Annotated in this window: 26 protein-coding genes and 1 pseudogene; 20 read left to right on the top strand and 7 right to left on the bottom strand. The window is 58.9% G+C overall.

Annotated elements, in window-relative coordinates:
• Positions 1-159 precede the first annotated feature (159 nt).
• From FPT12_RS22365 to FPT12_RS22340, 6 genes are all read left to right on the top strand, one after another.
• A complete protein-coding gene (locus FPT12_RS22365) occupies positions 160-1701 on the top strand; it encodes an FAD-dependent oxidoreductase (protein WP_145020139.1) in 1542 nt (513 codons plus the stop codon).
• A gap of 312 nt (positions 1702-2013) precedes the next feature.
• Entirely contained in the window at positions 2014-2202 is a 189-nt protein-coding gene (locus FPT12_RS22360) for a DUF1843 domain-containing protein (RefSeq protein WP_145020136.1), read from the top strand.
• 40 nt (positions 2203-2242) lie between these two features.
• On the top strand, positions 2243-2875 hold the full coding sequence (locus FPT12_RS22355) for a DUF1842 domain-containing protein (protein WP_145020132.1): 633 nt from the start codon (positions 2243-2245) through the stop codon (positions 2873-2875).
• A 53-nt stretch (positions 2876-2928) separates the two neighbouring features.
• Entirely contained in the window at positions 2929-3513 is a 585-nt protein-coding gene (locus FPT12_RS22350) for a DUF1842 domain-containing protein (RefSeq protein ID WP_145020128.1), read from the top strand.
• Between the two features lie 152 nt (positions 3514-3665).
• Positions 3666-5129 carry a GDL motif peptide-associated radical SAM/SPASM maturase gene (locus FPT12_RS22345; protein ID WP_145020125.1) on the top strand — a complete coding sequence of 488 codons (1464 nt, stop codon included), beginning with the start codon at positions 3666-3668 and terminating at the stop codon, positions 5127-5129.
• Between the two features lie 217 nt (positions 5130-5346).
• Positions 5347-5769 carry a VOC family protein gene (locus FPT12_RS22340; RefSeq protein WP_145020122.1) on the top strand — a complete coding sequence of 141 codons (423 nt, stop codon included), beginning with the start codon at positions 5347-5349 and terminating at the stop codon, positions 5767-5769.
• A 77-nt stretch (positions 5770-5846) separates the two neighbouring features.
• On the opposite strand, the gene FPT12_RS22335 is transcribed toward FPT12_RS22340, so the two are convergent.
• Positions 5847-6869, bottom strand: a complete 1023-nt coding sequence (locus FPT12_RS22335; RefSeq protein WP_145020119.1) for an AraC family transcriptional regulator — start codon at positions 6867-6869, stop codon at positions 5847-5849.
• A gap of 217 nt (positions 6870-7086) precedes the next feature.
• Here FPT12_RS22335 and FPT12_RS22330 point away from each other — a divergent pair, with 217 nt between their 5' ends.
• Both FPT12_RS22330 and FPT12_RS22325 read left to right on the top strand, forming a co-directional pair.
• Positions 7087-7938, top strand: a complete 852-nt coding sequence (locus FPT12_RS22330) for a 3-hydroxybutyryl-CoA dehydrogenase (RefSeq protein ID WP_145020172.1) — start codon at positions 7087-7089, stop codon at positions 7936-7938.
• Positions 7931-8545 carry a TetR/AcrR family transcriptional regulator gene (locus FPT12_RS22325; protein WP_145020116.1) on the top strand — a complete coding sequence of 205 codons (615 nt, stop codon included), beginning with the start codon at positions 7931-7933 and terminating at the stop codon, positions 8543-8545. Before FPT12_RS22330 ends, FPT12_RS22325 begins: the two co-directional genes overlap by 8 nt.
• Before the next feature lie 27 nt (positions 8546-8572).
• On the opposite strand, the gene FPT12_RS22320 is transcribed toward FPT12_RS22325, so the two are convergent.
• Positions 8573-9097: a transporter suffix domain-containing protein gene (locus FPT12_RS22320; RefSeq protein ID WP_145020113.1), complete on the bottom strand. Its 525-nt coding sequence runs from the start codon at positions 9095-9097 to the stop codon at positions 8573-8575.
• 284 nt (positions 9098-9381) lie between these two features.
• Between FPT12_RS22320 and FPT12_RS22315 the strand changes: the two genes are divergently transcribed.
• Together FPT12_RS22315 and FPT12_RS22310 are read left to right on the top strand one after the other, a co-directional pair.
• Positions 9382-10095 (top strand): SOS response-associated peptidase family protein, encoded by a 714-nt coding sequence (locus FPT12_RS22315; RefSeq protein WP_145020110.1) that lies wholly within the window; start codon positions 9382-9384, stop codon positions 10093-10095.
• Positions 10096-10186: 91 nt separating this feature from the next.
• Positions 10187-10387, top strand: a complete 201-nt coding sequence (locus tag FPT12_RS22310) for a hypothetical protein (protein WP_024264678.1) — start codon at positions 10187-10189, stop codon at positions 10385-10387.
• 81 nt (positions 10388-10468) lie between these two features.
• On the opposite strand, the gene FPT12_RS22305 is transcribed toward FPT12_RS22310, so the two are convergent.
• Entirely contained in the window at positions 10469-10660 is a 192-nt protein-coding gene (locus FPT12_RS22305; RefSeq protein WP_145020107.1) for an SPOR domain-containing protein, read from the bottom strand.
• Positions 10661-10882: 222 nt separating this feature from the next.
• Complete coding sequence (locus tag FPT12_RS22300) at positions 10883-11476, bottom strand: NUDIX domain-containing protein (RefSeq protein ID WP_145020104.1); 594 nt, start codon at positions 11474-11476, stop codon at positions 10883-10885.
• 391 nt (positions 11477-11867) lie between these two features.
• On the opposite strand from FPT12_RS22300, the gene FPT12_RS22295 reads away from it, so the two are divergent.
• Positions 11868-12311, top strand: a complete 444-nt coding sequence (locus FPT12_RS22295; protein WP_145020102.1) for an N-acetyltransferase — start codon at positions 11868-11870, stop codon at positions 12309-12311.
• A gap of 11 nt (positions 12312-12322) precedes the next feature.
• Here FPT12_RS22295 and FPT12_RS22290 read toward each other — a convergent pair whose 3' ends face one another.
• Complete coding sequence (locus FPT12_RS22290) at positions 12323-12661, bottom strand: hypothetical protein (protein ID WP_019689855.1); 339 nt, start codon at positions 12659-12661, stop codon at positions 12323-12325.
• Positions 12662-12860: 199 nt separating this feature from the next.
• On the opposite strand from FPT12_RS22290, the gene FPT12_RS22285 reads away from it, so the two are divergent.
• From FPT12_RS22285 to FPT12_RS22245, 9 genes and pseudogenes are all read left to right on the top strand, one after another.
• Positions 12861-13109 (top strand): hypothetical protein, encoded by a 249-nt coding sequence (locus FPT12_RS22285; protein ID WP_019689854.1) that lies wholly within the window; start codon positions 12861-12863, stop codon positions 13107-13109.
• A gap of 59 nt (positions 13110-13168) precedes the next feature.
• The gene (locus FPT12_RS22280; protein WP_145020099.1) at positions 13169-13498 is read left to right on the top strand and encodes a DUF6388 family protein; all 330 of its coding nucleotides are present in this window, start codon (positions 13169-13171) and stop codon (positions 13496-13498) included.
• An 81-nt stretch (positions 13499-13579) separates the two neighbouring features.
• A pseudogene (locus FPT12_RS22275) lies at positions 13580-13906 on the top strand (YoaK family protein); the annotation flags it as partial.
• Between the two features lie 65 nt (positions 13907-13971).
• A complete protein-coding gene (gene tusD / locus FPT12_RS22270) occupies positions 13972-14364 on the top strand; it encodes a sulfurtransferase complex subunit TusD (protein WP_145020093.1) in 393 nt (130 codons plus the stop codon).
• 2 nt (positions 14365-14366) lie between these two features.
• Positions 14367-14729: a sulfurtransferase complex subunit TusC gene (gene tusC, locus FPT12_RS22265; RefSeq protein ID WP_145020169.1), complete on the top strand. Its 363-nt coding sequence runs from the start codon at positions 14367-14369 to the stop codon at positions 14727-14729.
• On the top strand, positions 14729-15028 hold the full coding sequence (gene tusB / locus FPT12_RS22260; protein WP_145020090.1) for a sulfurtransferase complex subunit TusB: 300 nt from the start codon (positions 14729-14731) through the stop codon (positions 15026-15028). The genes tusC and tusB overlap by 1 nt, the downstream gene beginning before the upstream one ends.
• Entirely contained in the window at positions 15025-15360 is a 336-nt protein-coding gene (locus FPT12_RS22255; RefSeq protein WP_145020087.1) for a TusE/DsrC/DsvC family sulfur relay protein, read from the top strand. The genes tusB and FPT12_RS22255 overlap by 4 nt, the downstream gene beginning before the upstream one ends.
• On the top strand, positions 15357-16358 hold the full coding sequence (locus FPT12_RS22250; protein ID WP_145020085.1) for a glycosyl transferase family protein: 1002 nt from the start codon (positions 15357-15359) through the stop codon (positions 16356-16358). Before FPT12_RS22255 ends, FPT12_RS22250 begins: the two co-directional genes overlap by 4 nt.
• An 88-nt stretch (positions 16359-16446) precedes the next feature.
• Positions 16447-17448 (top strand): glutathione S-transferase family protein, encoded by a 1002-nt coding sequence (locus FPT12_RS22245; RefSeq protein ID WP_145020081.1) that lies wholly within the window; start codon positions 16447-16449, stop codon positions 17446-17448.
• Between the two features lie 105 nt (positions 17449-17553).
• Here the strand turns inward: FPT12_RS22245 and cysG are convergent, their stop codons facing one another.
• Together cysG and serS are read right to left on the bottom strand one after the other, a co-directional pair.
• Positions 17554-18948, bottom strand: a complete 1395-nt coding sequence (gene cysG / locus FPT12_RS22240) for a siroheme synthase CysG (RefSeq protein ID WP_145020078.1) — start codon at positions 18946-18948, stop codon at positions 17554-17556.
• Positions 18949-20229, bottom strand: a complete 1281-nt coding sequence (gene serS / locus FPT12_RS22235; RefSeq protein ID WP_145020075.1) for a serine--tRNA ligase — start codon at positions 20227-20229, stop codon at positions 18949-18951.
• Positions 20230-20240: the final 11 nt, after the last annotated feature.

The raw sequence follows: 20240 nt of genomic DNA, 5'->3' as shown, positions 1-20240 counted from the left end.
TCGCAAGCGATCACGGGAGCATTAACAGGGTGCTTCGATGGGCACGCACTTTCACTGCTTTACTGTAAGGGTCGAGCCTGTCAAACGGAGGTGCAGCTTCACTGATGCGCCCCGCCGCTCTGCCGACGCCAACGGAAAATCCCGCCCCGGAGAGCTGTCATGTCCCTGCACAATATCGCCCGCTTTACCGACCTTCGTGAAGACCGCGGTACTCGCGTTGAAATCGGTGCACTGAAGATCGTGCTGTTGCGGGCCGGCGAACGGGTCTACGCCTATCAGGGCGAATGTCCGCACGCGCAGGCTCCGCTGGACGAAGGCGTTGTCTGCAATGGTCGGTTGATTTGCCCGTGGCACAAGGCGATGTTCACGGTCGAGGACGGTCAAGTGTGCGAACCGCCCGCTCTGAATGGACTGACCCGCTATCCGGCAAACGTGGTCGATGGCGATGTCATCGTGGACGACCAGCCCCTTGCGCCCGTCGAAGCTGCTCGTGTCCCTGATTCGCGCTGCTTTGTGATCGTCGGCGCAGGCGCTGCGGGCACAGCGGCAACAGCTGCCCTGCGTGAACACGGCTTTGCCGGGCGCCTGGTGTTGATCGATCGCGAAACGAATCCTGGCTATGATCGCACGGTACTGAGCAAATACGTCCTTGCCGGAGAAATGTCCGCTGAAGAAACTCCACCGCTACTGGATGAGCGCTTTTACACCGAACAGCACATCGAGCGGGTTCAAGGTGAGGTCATCCGTCTCGATGTGGCCGCCAAAAGGGTTTCCCTGGGTGACGGGCGCACCTTCGACTACGACGCCGCGCTCCTGGCCAGTGGCGGCGAACCCAGGCCGCTTTCGGTAGACGGTGCGCATCTGCACAACATCCTGGCGCTGCGCTCGCGAGCGGACGCCGAGCGCATTCTGCACATCGCAAAACCCGGTGCCCGAGTGGTCATCATCGGCGCCAGCTTCATCGGCCTGGAGTCGGCATCGGCCTTGCACCGCCATGGTCTGGAAGTCAGCGTGGTCGCGCACCATGAAACACCATTCAGCACGCTGTTTGGTGAACGCATCGGCTTGGCGATTTTGTCCCTGCACGAAGACAACGGCGTGGTCTTTCATGCCAATACCCAGCCAAAGGCGTTTGAGGGCCAAGACAACGTCGAGGCCGTTCTGCTCGAGAATGGCCAACGACTTCCCGCCGACCTGGTGCTGATCGGCATCGGCGTCAACCCGGTCACCGACCTGCTCGAAGGTGTTGAGCTGGACGATGACGGCGGGCTACCGGTAAACGAAGGCATGCGCGTCGCGCCTGGCCTGTGGGCCGCTGGCGACATCGCCTCCTTTGCCTTGCAAGGTGTTCCCACACGCATCGAGCACTGGCGCCTGGCCCAGCAGCAGGCGCTGATCGCCGCGCAAAACATGCTGGGTGCTGAAACACGCTACGTGGATGTGCCGTTCTTCTGGACGTATCACTTCGACAAGACCTTCGAGATGCTCGGCCACGCCGACCGATGGGACCGGATCGTCTTCGAAGGCAACCCCGAGCAATACGCCTTCATCGCGTTGCTGTGCAAGGGCGAACAGGTCGAGGCGGTGGTTGCCTGTGAGTACTCGCGACAAATGGCGTTGCTGGCCGAGCGGATGAAACAGCCGTTGCTGCGCGAAGAAGCCCTGCAGATCATTCGGCGAATTGCCGCGCAAGAAGGTTGAACAGTCACAATAAAACGATGCGCTTATTGGAACTATCGTACTTAACTATCCGCAAAATAAACAACTGCACATATTTATTATCAATGGCGATAAGAACTTTCCCTGCTTATGAGGAAAGCACCCAGCACTCTTTCTCTCATAGCCAATCCTGATAACAAACAACCAAACTCCTAACGCGTCGCTATTAATAGAATAATATTAACAATTTATCAGCCGTACTAGCCCATCGCCCATTGCATATTCATCAACGCCTGCTTAACTGCAAAAACTGCTGATGACAGCAGTATTCGCACAACCACGGAAGGAATCGTTATGAGCAATTCAACTCGCCATAGCATGCCCCCCTACGGGGTGGCCATCCAAAGCGCGATCAAGGCAGGCAAGCTGCCGGAAATGAAGGCTTTATTGAAACAACGCGATGCATCCAAGCCAGAACCCAAAGAACTAAGTAGCGCGTACGAGCAGTTGGCTAAGGAAGTCGCACGCCTGGAACAGCACTAAGCGCTGTTTCCGCTCCCCTATTGCAATGGAGGCAATAATTATGTCTGGTTCTTCTCAGCAATCTGTCGGTTTATTCCCACTCTGCTATCGAATTGGTACTCAGCAACCGGGCGCACAAAGCCTGGCACTCAATCTGCTGGTGTTTACACCTGAGCAAACGGTAAACGGTACTGCCGCAATCACTCAGGCAACCAACCCGCCGCTGGATGTGCATTCCGATGTCTGGGGTGAGTACACCTACATGACGGTGATGAAACCCGGCGTCAGCAAAATACTGATCACCGTTCAAGGCAACCAGGGTGGCCCGAGCTCTAACTCCATGGTGAACTTCAAGCTGCATCTGGTGGTCGGTGACGACTGGAAAGCAGGGGTCGCCAACTACGAGTACTTCAACGGCCAACGCTGGGTCAAGGTCACTGCGCCCGCCCATCTCGTCGAGTCGGTGCCTTCCAAGGCCTATCCACTACCGCTGGAACCCGGCCCGGTAATCCTGCCGTATCCGCCGATCATGCCGCTGTACGCCGCGCCGATTCAGGGCGCCATTGCCAGCGGTGATCTGGCCCAGATGAAAAATCTGGCGAGCCTTGCCAAACAACAGCTGGAGCAGCAACCACAGCTGCAAAGTGCGCTTGAGGCCGCCAAGGGTGAAATCAGCCGGCTGGAACGTCGCTGACCGGCAACTGAATGTGCCTGGCTTGTCCTGAATACAATTAAGGGAGTTGCACCATGTCAATTGGACTTTTTCACACGCGCCTCAACGTTTCCAGCTCGCTACTCGGCGCACCGGTTCTAACCCTGGATCTGCTGGTGGATACCGCCAACAAGAAAGTCAGCGGCGTTGCGAGCATTTTTCAAAGCACCTATCCACCCCTCAACTTCCGTGCTCGGGTATGGGGTGAGTATTCCGAGGCCAAACTGACCGCCGATACGGAAAACCACATCATCCTCACTTTGGATGGCAGCCCGAGTGGCCCTAACAGCAATATCGCCCAGACCTTCGACCTGCGCGGCATTCTAGGCGCCGATTGGGACAGCGGTTTTGCCGACTACAAGTACTACGATCAAGACCACTGGACGACAGTCAGACACGCGGCTGTCAGCCAGGCGACTGCTCATAATCAGCGGGTCGAGCATCCGTCACATGCGCACCCGCTCTACGCGGTTGCCGTGCAGCAAGCGCAAGCCAGCGGTGACCTGGCGCAACTGAAGGCCGTGGTGAGCCAGGGTGAACAGCAACTGGCCAGCAGCGGCGCCTTGCGCAGCGCACTGGAGCAGTTGCAAGCAGAAATCGCCCGACTGGAAGCACGCTAACCGGCAATACCCGGGCTTGGTCAAACCACCAGTGACCGAGCCCGGGACCTTTCAACCCCAGAGGTAAATCCGCTCGCGCCGTTGATGCTAAGGAAGGCGCGAACACTTCGATGGATTCGTGCCGCGTACGTGTCTGTGCGCAAGGATTTCCCATGTCAGACAATCGCCCCGCCCGCTACCTCAGTGAAACCGACCTCAAACGCTACGTGCCGGTCCATGTGGTCTGGGAAATCACCCTGGCCTGCGATCTCAAATGCCTGCATTGCGGCTCACGCGCAGGCCATCGACGCCCCGATGAATTGAACACCCGGGAATGCCTGGATGTCATCGATTCCCTGGCGGCGCTCGGCACCCGCGAGATCACCTTGATCGGCGGTGAAGCCTATTTGCGCAAGGACTGGACCCAACTGATCCAGGCTATCCACGATCACGGCATGTATTGCGCGATACAAACCGGTGGACGCAACCTGACGCCCGCAAAAATGCAGGCCGCAGTCGATGCCGGGCTCAATGGCGTCGGTGTTTCGCTGGATGGACTGGCCCCGCTGCATGACGCTGTGCGCAATGTTCCGGGCTCGTTCGACAAGGCTATCGATACCCTGCGACGCGCCAAACAGTCGGGGCTTGCAGTGAGCGTCAACACCCAGATCGGCGCAGCCACCCTGCCCGATCTGCCCGAACTGATGGACTTGATCATCGAACTCGGCGCCACCCACTGGCAGATCCAGCTGACGGTCGCCATGGGCAATGCCGTTGATCATCCAGAGCTGTTGTTGCAGCCCTATCAACTGCTTGAAGTGATGCCGTTGCTGGCACGCCTTTACCGCGAGGGCGTTGATCGCGGCCTGCTGATGAACGTGGGCAACAATATTGGTTACTACGGCCCTTATGAACACATGTGGCGTGGCTTCGGTGACGAGCGCGTGCACTGGAGCGGCTGCGCGGCCGGGCAAACCGTGCTGGCACTCGAAGCCGATGGCACCGTCAAAGGCTGCCCTTCATTGGCAACGGTGGGCTTTTCCGGCGGCAACGTACGCACCATGAGCCTGCACGATATCTGGCACTACAGCGAAGGCATGCACTTTGGCCGCCTGCGCGGTGTCGACGATCTGTGGGGCTACTGCCGAAGCTGCTACTACAACGATGTCTGCCGTGGCGGCTGCACCTGGACCTCGCACTCCTTGCTCGGCAAACCCGGCAACAACCCCTACTGTCACTACCGCGCGCTGGACCTGCAGAAAAAGGGTCTGCGCGAACGAATCGTCAAACTCGAGGACGCAGCGAAGACCTCCTTCGCCGTCGGACGTTTTGACCTGATTACCGAACGCATCGACACCGGTGAGAAGGTCAACAGCGTCAGCGACAGCGGCCAGGTGATCAAACTGGCCTGGGCGAACCAGGGCCAGAAATCACCTGACGAAGGGCGTATTCCGCCGCAACTGGCGCTGTGTCGTGGCTGCTTGCAGTACATCCATGCACACGAAGTGACCTGCCCACACTGCGCCGCCGATGTCGCCGCCGCAGAAGCCGAGCACCAGGTAAACCGCGCCCGGCAACAAACCATCCTCAATACGCTGACCGGCCTGCTGGGGTTGCCGCAAAGCAACTTGATGTAGCGAGACCTCAATACCAGGGGGCGCAATGCCCCCTGCGATCTTTTGTCCTTCAGTCATAACGCTCGCCCGCAGCAAACAAAATCATCTAAAAAAACGACGCCTGTCAGCCATAATTAGCACCCGGCTACTCGATAGCTGAACGTCTTTCCCATGGTTTATCCACGCGGGCATGCAGGAACAAATACTGCCCTTTCCCTCTGCGTTGCTGGAGCTGACGATGAAAATCAATCCCTACCTGATCTTCAACGGTGATTGCAAAGCAGCCTTCACCTTCTATGCGCAATGCCTGCACGGCACCCTTGAAATAATGATGACCTTCGGCGAATCGCCAGCTCACGATCACATGCCAGCGAGTTGCCATGACCGAATTATCCATACCCGGCTGGCTGTCGGCGACCAGGTCCTCATGGGGTCCGACACCACACCCGAGCGGCCCTACCACGGCATCAGCGGTTGCTCTGTTTCGCTGAATGTCACCAGCATCGCTGAAGCCGAGCGAATTTTTACCGCACTGGCGGACCAGGGCACCATTCAAATGCCGCTGGAGGCGACGTTCTGGGCCGCACGCTTCGGTATGCTGGTTGACCGTTTCGGGGTGCCATGGATGGTCAATTGCGAAGCAGACCAGCAAGCACACTGATACCGGTCTTTTCGTTGCGCTCGACCGGCCATGCGCCAACACGCCACTCGATGAGTGGCGTTTTGGCCAGGTACACATCAGGCATCGACGCGCTTGCCCTGAAACCTCGCCCGGTAACGCCCCGGACTTTCACCGGTCCACTTCTTGAACGCCCGATGGAACGCGCTGGGCTCCTGAAACCCGATCTGTTCGGCAATCGCAGTGATGCTCGATTGGCTCTGACGCAGCTGTTCAAAGGCAACACCGCGGCGTACTTCGTCCTTGATCTCCTGAAATGAACAGCCTTCACGCTCCAGTTTTCGGCGAACGGTGCTGGGGCTCAAATGCTGTTCGATCGAGAACGCCTCCAGGGTCGGCCATTGGCTGTAATGGCTGTTGCGCAAACGCTGATGAACCTGCGATGCCAGACCATGCTGGTTACGGAAACGAATCACCAGCCACTGCGGCGCACTGCGCAAAAATGCCTTGAGTGAAGCAAGGTCCTGAACCACCGGCAATTGCAGATAACGGCTGTCGAACTCGATCTCGGTGCGCTCGGCACCAAAGGTCAGGTTGGCACCCCAGAGCATTGAATCATCATTGAGCGACAACCGCTCATGACGAAAGTCCGCACGATCGATGGGAATGCGCCGCCCGCCCAGCCAGCACAGCAGACTGATCATCAACACCAGGAACGTCTCTTCACCGAAATGCGCGACGTCGCTGTTTTGCACCTGAGTCTGCAAGCTGATGACTGCACGCTTGCCGCGCACCGTTAACGTGCCGCGAAAATCCCGCAGGAACAGGCCGAAATTGGCCAGGCACTGACACATGGCTTTTTCCAGCGTCGGCTCCTGAATCAGTGCCCGACAGATCAAGGCGAAACTGCCCGGCGGCATGCCGTGGGAGTCCAGCTGAAAGAACTCGTCGTTCAGCTCACGAATCTGCACCAGCCATAACGCCGCAAAAGCACTGGCCGGCACCCGTGCCGTAGGCTGATCCATCAGTGCCGGATCGATTCCCACCTGCTCAAGTACCGACCGCAGACGCTGCGGATTTTCACGCAGGGCATGGATCATTGGATACATGAAGTAGACCGCCACCGAATCCGTTTCCCGCATGTGATCGTCTCTCTCCTCAGCATCTGAAAGTGGCAAAAAACGCCATCACCGTTGAACAGTTCCGGCATAGGCCAGCGGCGTTGCTGATTCTAGACTCGTGCCCAACAAAAAAGACCTCTTTCAGGAAAACCACATGAACCCTTCCGATATTTGTGCATTGGTGGCGGCCAAGGCATCGCCGTGTTGTTCGAACGGGTTTGACGAGAAGGACATGAAGATGAATCTGCTGAACATTGGCGTCATCGGCGCCGGCACCATGGGCAACGGCATTGCGCAAATCTGCGCACTGGCCGGTTTCAACGTGACCTTGCTGGACATCTCCGACAGCGCCCTGCAAAAAGCGCTGGCGACCGTGGGCAAGAACCTCGACCGGCAGGTCGTCAAGGCGTTGCTGACCGAGGAACAAAAGCTCGCGGCATTGGACAGGATCCGCACCAGCACCGACTACGCCACCCTGCACGACGTTCAGTTGGTGATCGAGGCCGCAACCGAAAACCTCGAACTGAAACTGCGGGTGCTGCAACAGATCGCCGCTCAGGTCAGCACCGACTGCGTGATTGCCTCCAACACCTCATCGCTGTCGATCACCGAGCTTGCCGCCAGCGTCAGTTCGCCGGCCCGTTTCATCGGCCTGCACTTCTTCAACCCGGTGCCTGTCATGGGGTTGATCGAAGTGATTCGCGGCCTGCAAACCAGCGACGCCACGCACACCCTGGCCCTGGAACTGGCGCAACGCCTGGGCAAGACCGCGATCACCGCCGGTAACCGTCCGGGCTTCGTGGTGAACCGGATTCTGGTGCCGATGATCAACGAAGCGATCCTGGTGTTCCAGGAAGGCCTGGCCAGCGCCGAAGACATCGATGCGGGCATGCGTCTGGGCTGCAATCAGCCGATAGGTCCGCTGGCGCTGGCCGACCTGATTGGCCTGGATACCTTGCTGGCGATCATGCAGGCCTTCTACGACGGCTTCAACGACAGCAAGTACCGCCCCGCTCCGCTGCTCAAGGAAATGGTCGCGGCCGGTTATCTGGGGCGCAAGACCGGCCGCGGTTTCCTTACCTATGGCTGAGCGTTGCTCACGCTTCGCCGAGAGCCGCGACAAGGCTCTGGAGCTGTTCGCCAGCAAGGGTTTTGGCCAGGTCGGCATGCGTGAACTGGCAGCCTTCCTGGGGCTTGCCCCAGGCTCGCTGTATCACCATTACCCGAGCAAGCAGCACTTGCTGCTCGACCTCATCGAAGAATTTTACGAGGAGCTGCTGGCAACCCTCGGACGCCTCGAGCGACAGTCGCGAGACCTGCACAGTAGCCTGCACAACGTCATCCATGCGCACCTGAACCTGCATCGGGAAATGCCCTGGCATTTTCGCCTGGTGGAGCGCGACAGCGGTTGCCTCAACGAAGATCAGCAAGCGCGTGTCCGGCAGTTGCAGGAACACTACGAACGGCAATTGCTGATGCTCCTCTGCCCCTCGCCTCGATTCAGTGAACAAGGGCTACTGGCAGCCGGGCACACCATTGCCAGCATGCTCAACAGCGCACCCAGCTGGCTGGCGCTGCACCCGCTGGATGATCGGGAGCGCAACGAATTGTTGGAGAACTTGCTGACCGGCGCCATTGATCGTTTGCTGGCTCACACTTCCGGTGATCTGCCAGATATTCAGATAAAGGTTGCCTGAAAAATACACCGCAGATTCAATTCGATCTCAGGCAGCGCTTGAGTTGCTGACCCGTGCGGTTCGGATAAACAGTGCGCGCACCTTCTCCCAGAAATTTCCACCCAACACGAAAAAGCTGCCGACCAACATCGCGTCGCCCAACAGCTGCAGCTGCCAGATATTCGGTCTGAGCCCAGGCCAGATGTTATCGATGTAGGGTTCAAGGAAGGATGAGATCAGCGGCAGGCAGAACATGACCAGGCCGATTCTGTGACGAGCGGGACCTACTTCGAACTCTGTGCTGGGCGCAAGCGCGGCCACGTAACCGAACAGGCTGCGTTTCAACTGCTGAAAACCAGACTTTCCCATGACCGCGATGACCAGGATCAACAGGACCTTGTTGCTGATAAACAGGACGCCGGTCAGCGCCGCGATCTTTGAGCCAGGCACATCAGCCACTGCGGCGAGCGGCACCATCAGCCAGGATCCCAGCATCAAACAGATAATGACGATGCCCACCTTGAAGCGCCAGCCAGCTGTATGCTGTTGAACCAAACCTTCGGTGCTACCCATGGATTCGGACCTCTTCTTGTTCGGCCATTGATTTGATAGCGCCTAAAAAGCGTAGCAGTTGGTTGGCGAGACTGGTCCTCCAGATTCGGACGCCTTAACCCCGATATTCGCCAGTGGTGGCAGGTCTCCGCCGATCCGGTCCTCGACCATCTGATGGACGGGTCAGACACTCGCGACTCAAGCCTGAAGGCAGCCGACCTGCGTGTCTTAGCGAGTTTATAGATCCACTACCTCACCCCCGGCGCGACTCGGCTAAGCTGAAAGCTCCACCGGAGGATTTTCCAATGTGTGGAAGACTTTCGCAGTACCGAGGCATCCACGACTTCGTCGCGGCGCTGAGCATGCCCAATGCCCTGATCAACACTGTGGGCGACCAGCCTCTGGGTCTGTACAACGTCGCGCCCTCGACCCAGGTCGCGCTCTTTCACCTCGAAGGTGAAACCCTTCACGCTGACCGGGTACGCTGGGGATGGCGACCGGCCTGGTCGAAAGACAACTCTGTCCCCATCAATACCCGGGTCGAGAAAGTCGCACACGGCTCATTCTTCCGGGCGATCTGGCCGCACCGCGCCATCGTGCCCATCGATAACTGGTTCGAATGGGTTTATGAAGGCGGCCCGAATAAACAGCCTTACCTTATCCGGCGCCGGGATCGGGCTCCCATACTCTGCGCGGCCATTGGTCAGTACCCTGCGGGTGGCCGAGAACCGAAGAAGGACGATGGTTTTGTGATTTTCACCGCCGACAGTGGTGGTGGCCTGGTCGATCTACATGATCGGCGACCGGTGGTGCTGTCGCCGGAGTTGGCCCGTGAGTGGCTCAACCTGGCAATGCCCAAGGAGAGCGCCGAGCAGATGGTGTTGCATCAGGGCGAGCCTGCCGAAACCTTCGAGTGGTTCAAGGTGGATATGGCGATAGGCAACGTGAAGAACCAGAGACCTGATCTCATCACGCCAATCGGCAAGATCATCAGTGGCGATCACAAAAGCAATGGCTGATCGGGTGGCGACACCGAGGTTTCTCGACTAGGATTTTCGCGATATGGAAACGCGTCGCGCTGTTAGCGCGCACTTGGTCTGGGAGACGAAAATGAACCCGATTCGAATGGCCGAGCGGACCTACCGCACTTGGTCCAGCCCGATCCTGCTTGAGCTCAAAGAGAGGGAACATCAGCTGCAACCTTCAGACCGCCAGGCACTTGAAAACGTACTGGTGGAGAGAAGACTTCTGAACACCGGCAATCCTGCCGGCAAGGATCGACGCAAACCTCAGTCGACCGATAACACCTGACAAAAGAGCCCGCTGAAAGCGGGCTCTTTTTCGTTTGCGGCGGCTGGAAGAACGGCCGACACACTCATCCAGATGATCGCCTCACTGTGTATTGGAAACGGCTTTCGTTCTGGATGCACGGGCGGGCAATGACGCGGCATAGGCCAGCGCTTCTTCTCGACTGCCAAAGGATCCGAGCCGGTCGTTACGGGTACAGACCTTCCAGAGACCGCTGTTGACGCTGACCACTTGATAACCGTTCATCTGCATTTTGCTAAGCATCGGGGTACTCATAGTCACCTCCATTCGAGTACAGACAGGTCCGGACCTAACTTACACCCGGCTTGGCATTCTGTGGGCTCAACAGGTTGAACGGTCGAACGACCCGAGGCGTACATATGAAACATCTTTCACAGTGATTTCAGCCCCTAGCGCTTATATTCCCGGCCGCTCATTCAAGAAACTTTCGGCCCGCACCCTCCCGCGGGCTTTTTTTTGCCCAGCAGAAACGTCGGTCTAAACCGTCGCAAAAATATCCTTCATCGCCGCGTACTGCAGCAGCATGATGGTTTTCGCGTCGACGATCTGCCCACTGTAAAACGCCTCGAGTGCCTCATCGAACTTCAGCTCCAGCACCTCAAGGTCTTCAGTTTCCGCCTCAAGCCCACCCCCCGATCCGACGCGTGAAGCAGCATCATATTCAGCTATAAAGAAATGCAGTTTCTCGGTTACTGACCCCGGGCTCATGTAAGCCTCGAATACTTTCTGTACGTCGTGAACGCGATAGCCGGTTTCCTCCTCCGCTTCAGCGCGAATGCGTTCTTGCGGTGAGGCGCCTTCCAGCAACCCCGCAGCCACTTCAACCAGCAAGCCGTCATGACCGTTGACGAAGACCGGCAATCTGAACTGGCGGGTCAGTACGATGGTTTTTTGCGCACGGTTGAACAGCAGAATGGCGGCACCATTGCCACGGTCGTAGACCTCGCGGGTTTGTCGCTGCCAAGCGCCATTGTTGCGCTGGTAATCGAAGGTGATTTTCTTGAGCAGGTACCAGTCGTGGGACAGCACCTGGGAGTCGATGATGTTGACGCGCTCAGCCGTGTTCGACATGACAATCCATCCTTTTTGTTGTCAGAGGGCGCCATGGTATTCCATCAGAGTGACGGCAGCAGCCACGGCTGATACAAAAAAGGTTCACTCCGTTGATTAAGAACGCTCCTTCCTGAGGAACGTTTTCAACCTAACCGAATGACAGGTGAAGTCCATGGCCGCTTTTTTCGCGTTTCAATCGCGCTTTTGAACCAAACCCAACACATACTGGCCATCCATACAGCTAAATGTATGAATTCCTACGTTTAGATTGGCAAAAATGCTACAACACAACCCGGCAATAAGAACGATTCACATCCGGACGGTGCGCACCACAGGCATTCACTTCGTTAACAACACGCGGTAGTCTCGGTATCGGTTGCCCCCCAAAACCGTTACAAGGACGTCACGAATGAAACTGCGCATCGAGTTGTCGCAAAACCCGTTACCCGAAGAACGCCAGGCGATTATCAACCCCCTGCGCGCCTACAACATCGCCCACGCCGGCGAAGGTCACTACCAGGAAATCGCCCTGCTGGTTCGTGATGAACAGAGCGAGGAGATCCTCGGCGGGCTCTACGCAAAACTGTTTTACCAATGGATGTTCATCGACTTGTTGTCGGTGCCCGAACAGGCACGCGGCCAAGGCACCGGCTCACGGCTGATGCAAATGGCCGAAGAGCTGGCACGGGAGAAGAACTGCATTGGGATCTACCTCGACACCTTCGAATTCCAGGCACCGGAGTTTTACAAGAAGCTGGGGTTTACCGAGGTTGGGCAGATTGCCGATTACCCGCCGGGCAGCAAGCGCTTCTTTTTTCAGAAACGCCTGACTGCCGCCGAGCCAAACACCTGACGCTCACTGACTCACAGACAGGTTGCCAGTGCTGCCAGTCGGCGCTTGGCAACCCAGTTGTCCTGAGTGGCGTAGTACTTCAATGCGCCGCCTTGCACGTCGATAAAAGATTCGGCTGAACGGGTGTAAACAGTGAAGCCGCCGGTTTCGCCGGGTTGCAGGTAGCCACTGGCGTCGACACCGAACACCGCCTCGTCCTGCCAGGCAAACTGCACGCACTGGGCGACGACCAGATCAGGCTTGTTCGAGGCGAGCGTCTTGTAGGGGCTCTGGGAGCGCGCTTCTTTCATCGTCGATCCCGCGCAACCCGCCAGCAACACGCCAGCCAGCGCCACCATCAAAATACGCATTGTGTTTCCTTATTCGCAAAACGCTGACTGTATCACCGCAAGCGGCTACTCCGAAGCGCCTGGCAAGGTTCTCCTCATCGCGCGGCTCTACGTTACTTCATGCTTTACTTGATATAGATCGCGACAGCCCGCGCCGATTCGCGCACCCTGTCGCGCCATAATTGGCGCGTCGCGCCGAGCACCTTCTTCTGGAAAGCCCATGACCCCCAATGCCGAGTTCTACAAACCTTCCACCGACTACGCCGACAAGCTGATCAGCCAGATCGGCCAGACTCCGTCGTGGATCGCCAAACGCATTGGCGTGACCGACAAGCGTATTCGTTACATCCTCGATGGCGAAAGAACCGTCAAAGGTGAAACCACGCCGATCCAGATGACCTACACCGAGCAGTTTGCACTTGAGTGCCTGGCCGCCGAGGCCAAAGCCAACAAGAAAAAGACCTCCTGACCCGCGTCAGGGCAAACGCCCTCAAGACGCGCATACTTTCCCTTTGACAAGGACGGTCCATGGCCCCAATCGACTCGCAACACGAACTGGCGCTGCAACGATTTCTCAATGCACGACCGGCGTTACGCGAAGAACTCGATCACCTGAACCCTCTGGCCGCCCAGGCCAAAGGCGAAACCATGGCGCAGTATCGCAACGAACGGCTGCATGAAGCCTACGAGGCGGAGGCCGAGCGCCTGGGGCTGTTTGCCTGGGAGTTGACGTTGCAATTGACCATGGCCACTGTTGAGGACTATGAAGCCCAGCGGCTTGAGGTGCACAAGGAAGTGGCGCAAATGGCCGGCATGGACTGGAAGGAATATCGCAAACTGCAGGGTCTTGAGAGCTGACGAATGCTGCCGTCTTCACCTAATCGCGCCCATACACCGGGCTTGTTGCACGTGCAGAAATGGCGCGGCCGGATCGGTATGTTGCTGGCAGCGATCATCGCCATGGGGATGCTCAACGCCGCTGTCGAACAGGTCAATGGCTTTCCGGTCGGGCTGACCTACGTCACCGGCGCCCTGTCGCGCTTCGGTCGTGGCCTGGGACGCTGGTTGCTCGGCGAACGCCGCAATGGCTGGCGGGTGCAGTTGATCCCCTGGACCGGCATGTTTGCCGGCGCCGTCCTGGGAGCGGTGCTCGAACACCATCTCGGCCTGCAAGCCCTGTACGCCAGCGGCTTGCTGGCCGGCGTGCTCGGGGTTGTTTCGCTGAAGATTCCACGGCGTTGGCAGCTGGGCTACATGCCGCGCTGAATCGCCCTTCGCCGCACCGGCGATAAAGCTTTATCATGGCCGCAGATTTGTTGTCAGAGTTCGCCATGAAGTTCGCCATTGCGCTGTTTTCCGCCGCACACGCGCCCTCCTCGCGCCGCGCCCTGCTGTTTGCTCAGGCAGCGCTGGCCGGAGGGCACGAGATAGTGCGGCTGTTTTTCTACCAGGACGGCGTGTACAACGCGTCGAGCAACGTCGTCACGCCACAGGATGAGCAGGACCTGGCGCTGCAATGGCGCAACTTCGTCAGCGAGCACCAGCTCGACGGCGTGGTCTGTATTGCCGCCGCCTTGCGCCGTGGCGTGCTGGATGAAGCAGAAGCCAGGCGCTATCAGCGCACAGCGATCAATGTCAGCGCTCCGTGGGAATTGTCCGGGCTCGGGCAGTTACATGATGCGGTGCAAAACGCCGATCGCCTGATCTGTTTTGGAGGGCCATGAACATGCCTAAATCCTTGCTGATTATCAGCCGGCAGGCGCCCTGGTCTGGCCCAAGCGCCCGTGAAGCGCTGGATATCGTACTCGCCGGCGGCGCCTTCGATTTGCCGATCGGCCTGCTGTTTCTCGATGACGGCGTGTTCCAGCTGGCCACCCGACAGGACGCCAAAGCCGTGCAACAAAAAGACCTCAGCGCCAACCTGCAGGCGCTTGGGTTGTTTGGTATAGAAGACCTGTATGTGTGTGGCGACAGCGCCACTGCACGAGGTCTGGAACCGACGGCCTTGAGCCTCGACCCGTTGCAGGTGCTGGCTGCTGAGCAAATCTCGGCCGTTATTGACCGTTATGACCAAGTGATCACCCTCTGATGTCGACTTTGCATGTGTTGTCTCACTCGCCGTTTACCGATAACCGGCTGACCAGTTGCCTGCGCGTGCTGGGCGCAAGCGATGCCATTCTGCTCAGTGGCGATGCGGTCTACGCCCTGCAACCCGGCACAGCGCCACTCAGCGCACTGCAAGCACACAGCGAAACCTTGCGTCTGTTCGTCCTCGACGAAGATGTTCAGGCTCGCGGCCTGCAAGTGCCCGACTGGGTCAACAGCATCGACTATCCGGCCTTTGTCGAACTGTCGATTCACTACGACAAGGTCAACAGCTGGCTATGAATTCGCTCACCGTAGGCGCTCGTCGCATCGATCTGGACAAGGACGGTTACCTGGTTGATCTCGGTGACTGGTCCGCCGAAGTCGCCACGGCGCTGGCTGCCGCCGAAGAACTTGAGCTGAGCGCCGAACACTGGGAAATCCTTGAGCTGCTGCGCGGCTTTTATCAGGAGTTCCAGCTGTCGCCGGCCACTCGCCCGCTGATCAAGTACACCGCGCTGAAGCTGGGCCCGGACAAGGGCAACAGCCTGCACCTGAACCGATTGTTCAAAGGCACTCCCGCCAAACTTGCCGCCAAGCTGGCGGGCCTGCCCAAACCGACGAATTGTCTATGACCGATTTCGCCCCACTGATCACTGAAACACCTGCCGAACACCCTTTCGCGCAGTTCGTGCGGATTCTCGGCAAAGGCAAACGCGGCGCCCGCAGCCTGACCCGTGAAGAGGCCCGCGAGGCCATGGGCATGCTGCTTGACGACAAGGTCGAGGACACTCAACTCGGTGCCTTCCTGATGCTGTTGCGACACAAGGAAGAAAGCCCGGAAGAGCTGGCAGGCTTCACCGAGGCCTTGCGCCAGCGGCTGAACGCACCCGCGTTGGCGGTCGATCTGGACTGGCCGACCTACGCCGGCAAGAAGCGCCACCTGCCGTGGTATCTGCTGGCCGCCAAGTGCCTGGCGCAAAACGGCGTGCGAATCCTGATGCACGGCGGCGGCGCGCATACCGCCGGGCGGCTGTACAGCGAGCAACTGCTCGAGCAATTGCAGATTCCGTTGTGCCGTAACTGGCAACAAGTCGGTGAGGCGCTGGAACAAGGCAATCTGGCGTTCATCCCGCTGGGCGACTGGGCGCCGCAGCTGCAACGGATGATTGACCTGCGCAACACCCTCGGCCTGCGTTCGCCGATCCACTCGCTGGCGCGGATTCTCAATCCGCTGGGTGCGCGCTGCGGCCTGCAAAGCATCTTCCACCCCGGCTATCAGGGCGTGCACCGCGACGCCAGCGGCTTGCTGGGCGATAACGCGATCGTGATCAAGGGCGATGGCGGTGAGATCGAGATCAACCCGGATGCCGATAGTCACTTGTACGGCACCACTGGCGGTGAGAGCTGGGACGAGGAATGGCCGCAGCTGTCGGCGCAACGCCACGTCAAACCGGCGAGCCTCGATCCTGAACACTTGAAAGCCGTATGGCGCGGCGACGTGGTCGACAGCTATCCGCAAATGGCGCTGATTTCGACCATGGCCCTGGCCTTGCGCGGTCTCGGTACGCCGCGTGATGAAGCCTTCGTCAAGGCTCAGCAGTTCTGGGATGCTCGCGACAAATCTATTTAATCGATCATTAACGCTCAACCTTTGCGCTTTTTGTTCGAAGGGATAGGAATAGACTCAACTCCAACGTTTAACGACTTTGGAGTTCAAGATGGGTTTGCTGATCGAAGGGCAATGGCGTGATCAGTGGTACGAAAGCAGCAAGGACGGCGCGTTCCAGCGCGAACAAGCGCAGCGCCGTAACTGGCTGACTGCCGACGGCAGACCCGGCCCCAGCGGCGAAGGCGGCTTTCCTGCACAAGCCGGCCGTTATCACCTCTACGTGTCGCTCGCCTGTCCCTGGGCGCATCGCACGCTGATTCTGCGCAAGCTCAAAGGCCTGGAAAGCCTGGTCGATGTGTCGGTGGTCAGCTGGCTGATGCTGGAAAACGGCTGGACCTTCGACAAAGCCTTCGGCTCCACTGGCGACAAACTCGACCACCTCACGTTCATGCACCAGCGCTACACCGCAGACACGGCCAACTACACCGGTCGCGTAACGGTGCCAGTGCTGTGGGATAACCTGCAAAAACGCATCGTCAGCAACGAATCGGCGGAAATCATCCGCATGTTCAACAGCGCCTTCGACGGTCTGACCGGCAACGGCCTGGACTTCTACCCGCAACCTTTGCGCGCTGAAATCGATGAGCTGAATGCACGGATTTATCCGGTGGTGAACAACGGCGTGTATCGCGCCGGGTTTGCCACCTCACAAACGGCTTATGAAGAAGCTTTCGATGAGCTGTTCAGTGAACTCGACTGGCTGGAAAACCGCTTGGGCGAGAAGCGCTACCTGGCCGGCGAATACCTGACCGAGGCGGACATTCGCCTGTTCACCACACTGATTCGCTTCGACGCGGTGTATTACAGCCACTTCAAATGCAACCTGCGGCGGATCGCCGATTACCCGAACCTGTCGAACTGGCTACACGAGCTGTATCAGTGGCCGGGGATCAGCGACACCGTGGACTTTGCGCACATCAAGGGGCACTACTACGCGAGCCATCGCACGATCAATCCGACCGGCATCGTGCCGAAGGGACCGGCGCAGGATTTCACCGTCGCCCATGATCGGGAACGGTTGCGCGGGAAAGGGGTTTGGCGCAAAGCTTGAGGTTTATGCAGGTTTTGATGGCCCCATCGCGAGCAAGCTCGCTCCCACAGGTGTTGCGCAATCCTTGTGGGAGCGAGCTCGCTCGCGATGGCAGCGACTCGGTCTTCAGACTTGCGACTGGGCGCCTTCAAACCACGCGAGTTTCTCGCGAAGTTGCACCACTTCTCCCACGATCACCAATGTCGGCGCATGCACTTCATGCTCCGCCACCAGCTGTGGAAGGTCGGCCAGCGTGCCGGTGAAAACCCGCTGATTCGGCGTCGTGCCCTGTTGGATCAATGCCGCCGGCGTGTCCGCCGAACGACCATGCCTGATCAGTTGTTCGCAGATGATCGGCAGTCCCACCAGCCCCATGTAAAACACCAGGGTTTGCGCAGGTGCGACCAAATCGCTCCACGGCAGATCCGAGGTGCCGTCCTTCAGGTGACCGGTGATAAAACGCACCGACTGCGCGTAATCACGGTGGGTCAACGGAATCCCGGCGTAGGCCGCACAACCGCTGGCAGCGGTAATACCCGGCACGACCTGGAACGGAATGCCGTGGGCCGCCAGTTCTTCGATCTCTTCGCCACCACGGCCGAAAATGAACGGATCACCGCCCTTCAGCCGCACCACACGTTTACCCTGTTTGGCCAGGTCGACCAATTGCTGATTGATCTGGTCCTGAGGCACTGCGTGATCGGCACGTCGCTTGCCGACATAGATCCGCTCGGCATCACGGCGGCATAGCTCAAGAATCGCCGGTGCCACCAGGCGGTCATACAGCACCACATCGGCTTGCTGCATCAGCCGCAAGGCGCGGAATGTCAGTAGATCCGGATCACCCGGCCCTGCGCCGACCAGATACACCTCACCTGGAGCGTTGGGGGATTGGCCGTTGATTTTCGCCAGCAGCAAACGCTCGGCTTCAGCGCCCTGCCCGGCCAGTTGACGATCTGCGATCGGCCCCTGGAAAACCTCTTCCCAGAACGCCCGACGCTGCTGCACATCCGGGAACAGACCTTTGACCTGATGGCGAAAACGCGCCGCCAACCCGGCCAGTTGGCCGTAGGTCGAGGGAATCCAGGTTTCCAGTTTGGCGCGGATCAACCGCGCCAGCACTGGCGCATCGCCGCCGCTGGAAACCGCAATCACCAACGGCGAACGGTCGACGATCGCCGGAAAGATCACGCTACACAGGGCCGGCGCGTCCACCACGTTGACCGGCACGCAGCGTCGATGAGCATCTCTGGAAACTTGTGCATTCAGTGGTTCGTCGTCGGTAGCGGCAATGATCAGCCCGCAACCGTCGAGGTCCGACTCACGATAGCCGCGCAACACCAGCTCGCCGCCACTGTTCTGCACCAGCTCACGCAGCTGGGCTTCGATCTCAGGTGCAACGACCCGCAGCAGCGCACCGGCATCGGCCAGCAGACGGGATTTGCGCAAGGCAATCTCCCCTCCACCGACGACCAACACACGACTGCCGCGCAGGTTGTGAAACAGCGGCAGAAATTCCATTTAGCCGATGACCTCAAGGCCGCCCATGTACGGCTTGAGCACGGCTGGCACGCGGATCGAACCGTCGGCCTGCTGATAGTTCTCCAGCACCGCCACCAGGGTACGACCGACCGCCAGGCCGGAACCGTTCAGGGTGTGGACCAGCTCTGGCTTGCCGGTTTCCGGGTTACGGAAACGTGCTTGCATGCGACGGGCCTGGAAATCGCCGCAGTTGGAGCACGACGAAATTTCACGGTATTTGCCCTGGCTCGGGACCCACACTTCCAGGTCGTAGGTCTTGACCGCGCTGAAGCCCATGTCGCCGGTGCACAGCGCCAGGGTGCGGTAAGGCAGTTCCAGCAGTTGCAGGACTTTTTCAGCGTTGGCGGTCAGGCCTTCCAGCGCTTCCATCGAAGTCGATGGCTCAACGATCTGGACCATTTCGACCTTGTCGAACTGGTGCTGACGAATCATGCCGCGGGTGTCACGCCCCGACGCACCGGCTTCGCTGCGGAAGCATGGGGTGTGGGCGACGAACTTGATCGGCAGCTGTTTGGCGTCGACGATTTCGCCAGCCACGATGTTGGTCAGCGACACTTCTGCGGTCGGAATCAGGTACAGATCGGCTTCGCCTTCGCGGCTGATCTTGAACAGGTCTTCCTCGAACTTCGGCAGTTGACCGGTGCCCTGCAAGGCCGGCGCCTGAACCAGATAAGGCGTGTAAGCCTCTTCATAGCCATGCTCGCTGGTGTGCAGGTTGATCATGAACTGCGCCAGTGCGCGGTGCAGGCGGGCAATCGGCCCACGCAGCAGGGAGAAACGGGCACCGGACAGCTTGGCCGCGGTTTCAAAGTCCAGCCAGCCGAACTTCTCGCCCAGCGCGACGTGATCCTTGATCTCGAAGTCGAAGGTGGTCGGCGTGCCCCAACGACGCACTTCGACGTTGCCGTCTTCGTCGGAACCAATCGGCACCGACTCGTGTGGCAGGTTAGGAATGTTCAGCAGGATCGAGTCCAGTTCGGTCTGGATCTCGTCCAGCTCGACTTTGCCGATACCGAGCTCGTTCGCCATGCGCTCGACGTCGGCCATCAACGGCGCGATGTCTTCGCCGCGCTGCTTGGCCTGACCGATGGATTTGGAGCGCGCATTACGTTCAGCCTGCAGTGCTTCGGTGCGGGTCTGGACGGTCTTGCGCTGTTCTTCCAGCGCTTCGATGCGCGCAACATCCAGGCTGAAGCCGCGGGATGCCAGGCGGTCCGCTACGTCCTGAAGGTTGCTACGTAACAGTTTGGAATCGAGCATGTCGGTCTCTC

It is taken from the genome of Pseudomonas sp. H3(2019) (assembly GCF_007713465.1).
Lineage (GTDB): Bacteria > Pseudomonadota > Gammaproteobacteria > Pseudomonadales > Pseudomonadaceae > Aquipseudomonas.
The sequence above is the reverse complement of the archived record's forward strand: the minus strand, read 5'-3'. Positions and strand labels throughout refer to the sequence as shown.